The sequence below is a fragment of the Actinosynnema sp. NPDC023658 genome, assembly GCF_040639995.1.
GTDB lineage: Bacteria > Actinomycetota > Actinomycetes > Mycobacteriales > Pseudonocardiaceae > Actinosynnema.
In genome coordinates, this window is record NZ_JBFAAX010000476.1 from 1 (window position 1) to 4,539 (window position 4,539).

General features: G+C 73.6%; 4 protein-coding genes. 2 read left to right on the forward strand and 2 right to left on the reverse strand.

The features are described from left to right. A partial coding sequence (locus AB0G02_RS29295; protein ID WP_360800118.1) for an aminotransferase class V-fold PLP-dependent enzyme occupies positions 1-1,116 on the reverse strand: 1,116 nt, incomplete at its 3' end. A 58-nt stretch (positions 1,117-1,174) separates the two neighbouring features. Next, on the reverse strand, positions 1,175-2,719 hold the full coding sequence (locus AB0G02_RS29300; RefSeq protein WP_360800121.1) for an ABC transporter substrate-binding protein: 1,545 nt from the start codon (positions 2,717-2,719) through the stop codon (positions 1,175-1,177). Between the two features lie 29 nt (positions 2,720-2,748). Here AB0G02_RS29300 and AB0G02_RS29305 point away from each other — a divergent pair, with 29 nt between their 5' ends. Together AB0G02_RS29305 and AB0G02_RS29310 are read left to right on the forward strand one after the other, a co-directional pair. Then, positions 2,749-3,528 (forward strand): carbon-nitrogen hydrolase family protein, encoded by a 780-nt coding sequence (locus AB0G02_RS29305; RefSeq protein WP_360800123.1) that lies wholly within the window; start codon positions 2,749-2,751, stop codon positions 3,526-3,528. A gap of 110 nt (positions 3,529-3,638) precedes the next feature. Further along, complete coding sequence (locus tag AB0G02_RS29310) at positions 3,639-4,508, forward strand: DUF2382 domain-containing protein (RefSeq protein WP_360800126.1); 870 nt, start codon at positions 3,639-3,641, stop codon at positions 4,506-4,508. The last annotated feature ends 31 nt before the right edge of the window (positions 4,509-4,539 follow it).

Consider the following 4,539-nt stretch of genomic DNA (forward strand, 5'->3'; position numbering starts at 1 on the left):
ACACCCGCCGGCGCCGGCTTGACCGACCGGCGGGGCCTCGACTATGTAGTGGGGCGCGCCCCCCACCCCCCGTTGGACCCCGCGCCTGGTCATGTCCAGCAGCGTGGACGACGCGCCGCTGACGGTGACCGTGACGCCCGCGGCGGCCAGTCGGTCCCGCACCTCGGTCGCCGGCAGCCCGTCCACGGTGAACGTGACGATGCCCGCCTTGCGCACGCCCAGGTCGCGCACCGTCACGCCGGGCAGCTCGGCCAGTCCCCCGCGCAGCCGCGTCGCGCGCTCCCCGACCTCGCGCTCGATCACGTCCAGGCCCTTGGCCAGCGCGTACCGGGCCGCGGCGATGAGCCCGAGCCGGTCGGCGGTGCTCGCCTCCCACACCTCGTGGACCCGCGCGTCGTCGCGCAGCCGGATCTCGTCGGGCGCGACCCACTCGGCGCTGTGCAGGTCGACGAGCCTCGGGCGCAGGCGGGCGGCGACCTCCCGGCGCACGACCAGCACGCCGGTGCCGCGCGGACCGCGCAGCCACTTGCGGCCGGTGCCGGTGATGATGTCCGCGCCCAGCTCGTCCGCGCGCACGGAGAGCTGGCCGATCGACTGGCACCCGTCCAGCAGCACCAGCGCGCCGACCTCGTGCGCCGCGTCGACCACCTCGCGCGCCGGGTTCACCAACCCGCCGTTGGTCGGCACGTGCACCAGCGAGACCAGCTTGACCCGCTCGTCCAGCAGGTCCTTCAACGCGTCGACGTCGATCTGCCCGAACTCGTCGGACGGCACGGCCTCCGCGCTCGCGCCGACCTCGCGCGCCCGGTGCAGGATCGGGATCGCGGTGCCCGCGTACTCGGCCTCGCTGAACAGCACCCGGTCGCCCGCGGCCAGCGGCACCGAGTCGAACGCGGTCAGCCACGACCTCGTCGCGCTGTCGCTGAACGCCACCTCGTCCGGCTCGGCGCCCAGCAGCTCCGCGAACACCCCGTACCCGGCCTCCAGGTCGTCCTCCCGCTCCCGCGCGGCGACGTACCCGCCGACCTCCGCCTCCCGCCGCAGGTGGCCGACCACCTCGTCCAGCACCTCGGTCGGTGGCAGCGAGGACCCGGCTGAGTCGAGGAAGATCGTCACTGCGTCCCCTTAAGGTCGTGGCCCCCACCGCCGCCACCAGGATGCAGGAAGGACCGCGCTAGCGGGGCGTCCACTTCTCCAGGTTCCACCACGGGCCCCAGGACAGCGCGCCGTGCTCGTACGGGTCCACGACCGCCTGGTAGCCGTTCCAGTTCTCCCGCACCACGTACGTGTGCTGCACCGACGCGAGCACGACCATGCCCGGCGCGGCCACGTACGCCCGCTGGAACTGCTTGTACGCCGCCGCCCGCTGCGCCGGGTCCAGCAGCGAGCGCCCGGTGTCGAGGGCGGCGTCGACCTGCGGGCTGGAGTAGCCCCACGGGTTGCCGGTGTGCAGCGGCCGGTAGGTCATCAGGTCCGGGTCGAACGGGGTGCCGCCGCCGTGCAGCAGCGCGTCCACGCCCAGCCTCGGCGTCATGGCGTCCCAGCCCAGCCCGGCCAGCTGCACGTCGACGCCGACCGCCTTGGCGTCGGCGGCGAACGCGGTGGCCAGGTCGGCGCGCACCACGTCTCCGATCGGGTACATCAGGGTGAACCGTGCGGCCACGCCGTTGCGCGCCCGCACGCCGTCCGCGCCGCGCACCCAGCCCGCCTGGTCCAGCACCAGCTCGGCCTGCGGCTTGTCGTAGGCGAACCGCGCGCCCGTCTCCACGAACTCCGGCAGCGTGTCCGGCACCGGCGTGCTCGCCACCGCGCCCTTGCCGCCCAGCAGGTTGTCGACCATGCCCTTGCGGTTGACCGCGTGGTTCAACGCCATCCGGATCGCCGCGTCACCCGTCACGGGACCACCCGGGAGTGTGACGGCACGCAGGTCGGCGCTGCGGTGGGTGATCAGGCGCATGCCGTTGGCGTTGCCGGACGACGTGGCCAGCCGGGGCGGCAGCTCGGTGCCGTCGAACTCGCCCGCCTGCATCCGCTGGGCCCGCGTGTTGTCGTCCGGCACGAACACCACGGTCAGCTTGCGGATCTTCGGCTCGCCGCCGAAGTACGCGGCGTTGGACTCCAGCACCATCCGGTCGCCCTTGCGCCACTCGACCAGCTTGTACGGGCCGGTGCCGACCGCGCGCACGTCGGGCAGCGGGCCGCCGAGGGCCTCGCTGGGCAGGATGCCGAGCACCAGGGTGTGCGGGAACGCCGCCCACGGCCGCGCCAGCGTGAACCGGACCGTGTGCACGTCGAGCTGCTCCACGCCGGTCAGCTCCGCGTGGGCGGCGCGCTCGGTCGAGCCGGACGCCGGGTCCAGCAGCGCCCGGTAGGTGGCCACCACGTCCTCGGGGCCGAACGACGTGCCGTCGGTGAACTTCACGTCCGCGCGCAGCGCCACGGTCCAGGTCAGCCCGTCCGGGGACGGCTTGGGGGCGTCCGCCGCGAGCTGGGGGCGCACGGAACCGTCCGCGCGGTGCTCGACCAGCCCGTCGTACAGCTTGGACACGCCTTCGCGGCCGTAGCCGAGCAGCGGGTTCAGCGTGGTCGGCTCGATCGGGTCGGCCAGCACGAGCGCGCTGTTGTCCGAGGTGCCCTCGGCGCTCGGAGTCGTCGTGCCGGTGCAGCCCGCGGCGGCGAGGACGGCTGCGACGACGAGCGGGGGCAGGAGGGAGCGCACGAGACCCGACACTACCTAGAGTGGGCCGTATGCGTGTCGCCCTGTGCCAGATCAGCTCGTCCACCGACCCGGCGGCGAACCTCGCGCTGGTGCGCTCGCAGACCGGGCGCGCGGCGGCCGGCGGCGCCCGTGTGGTGGTGTTCCCCGAGGCCGCGATGTGCCGGTTCGGCGTGCCCCTGGGCCCGGTGGCCGAGCCGCTGGACGGGCCGTGGGCGAGCGCGGTGCGCGACATCGCCGACGAGCACGGCGTGGTCGTCGTGGCGGGCATGTTCACGCCCGCGCCGGACGGCCGGGTGACGAACACGCTGCTGGTCACGGGCGGTGGCCACCACCTCGGCTACGACAAGATCCACCTGTTCGACGCGTTCGGCTTCACCGAGTCGCGCACGGTCGCGCCCGGCGCCGCGCCGGTGACGGTCGAGGTCGACGGGGTCACGCTGGGCCTGGCCACCTGCTACGACGTGCGGTTCCCGGAGCTGTTCCGGGCGCTGGCGGACCGCGGTGCGACGGCCGTGCTGGTGTGCGCGTCGTGGGGCGCGGGGCCGGGCAAGCGCGAGCAGTGGGAGCTGCTGGTGCGCGCGCGGGCGCTGGACTGCACGTCGTGGGTGCTGGCTTGCGGCCAAGCCGACCCGGGGGTCGACCACGGCGGTGCGCCCACGGGGGTCGGCTTCAGCGCGGTGGTCTCGCCGCTGGGCGCGGTGGTCGAGCAGTTGGCGGGCGATCCGGGGCTGGTCCTGACCGACGTGGACGTGGAGAGCGTGTCGCGGGCGAGGGAAACATTGCCGGTCCTGGCCAACCGGCGACTCTGAATCTCTTTCGGGGCACAAAGCCTCACACGAACAGGTGGCGGCCGAATAGGTGGCCCTTGGCGTCGGGAAACCCCACTCGGGACGTAAACGACACGCGAAGGGACCCGGCCATGATCAACCAGGCCGAAGTGGACCGCTTGTACGACTGCGACGTGATCGACGAGCACGGTGAGCGCATCGGCTCGGTGAAGCAGATCTGGCTCGACGACCGGGACGGCCGACCGATGTGGGCTTCGGTGCACACGGGCCTGTTCGGCCTCAAGGAGTCGTTCGTGCCGATCCAGGACGCGACCATGGGCAACGGCGTCATCACCGTGCCCGTGGACAAGCAGCAGGTGAAGGACGCGCCGCGGATCGACGTGGCCGACGAGCACATGTCGGACCGGCAGCAGGACGAGCTGTACGAGTACTACGGCTTGATCCCGAGCCACCGCACCGGTGACCACGACAAGCTGCCGAACCGGGGTCGCACCGGGACCGGGTCCGCGCCCACCGCCGGGCAGCCCGGTCGTCCGATGGCGGGTCAGGCCCGCCCCGAGGCACGCCCGCAGGCGCCCGCGCCGCGGCAGACCCCCACGCCGGGACCGGCGGGCCGCCACGACGCCCGAGGCGGCGACTCGGTCACCCGGTACGAGGAGGAGCTCGACGTCGGCACGCGCCAGGTCGAAGCCGGCCGCGTGCGCCTGGTCAAGCACACCGTGACCGAGCAGAAGGACATCTCCGTGCCGGTGACGCACGAGGAGGTCCGCGTGGTGCGCGAGCCCGCCGACGGCGCACCGACCGATCGCGCGTTCGCCGAGGAGGAGACCGAGGTCACCCTCCGCCGGGAGGAGCCGGTCGTGGAGAAGCGGACCAAGCCGGTGGAGCAGGTGCGGCTGGACAAGCAGACCGTCACCGAGGAGCAGCACGTCCGGGACGAGGTCCGCAGCGAGCAGGTCGACGTGGAGCGCGACGACGAGACCAGGCGTCGCGACTCCTGATCAGGACGCGCCCGCGCCGGTGCCCCCTGGC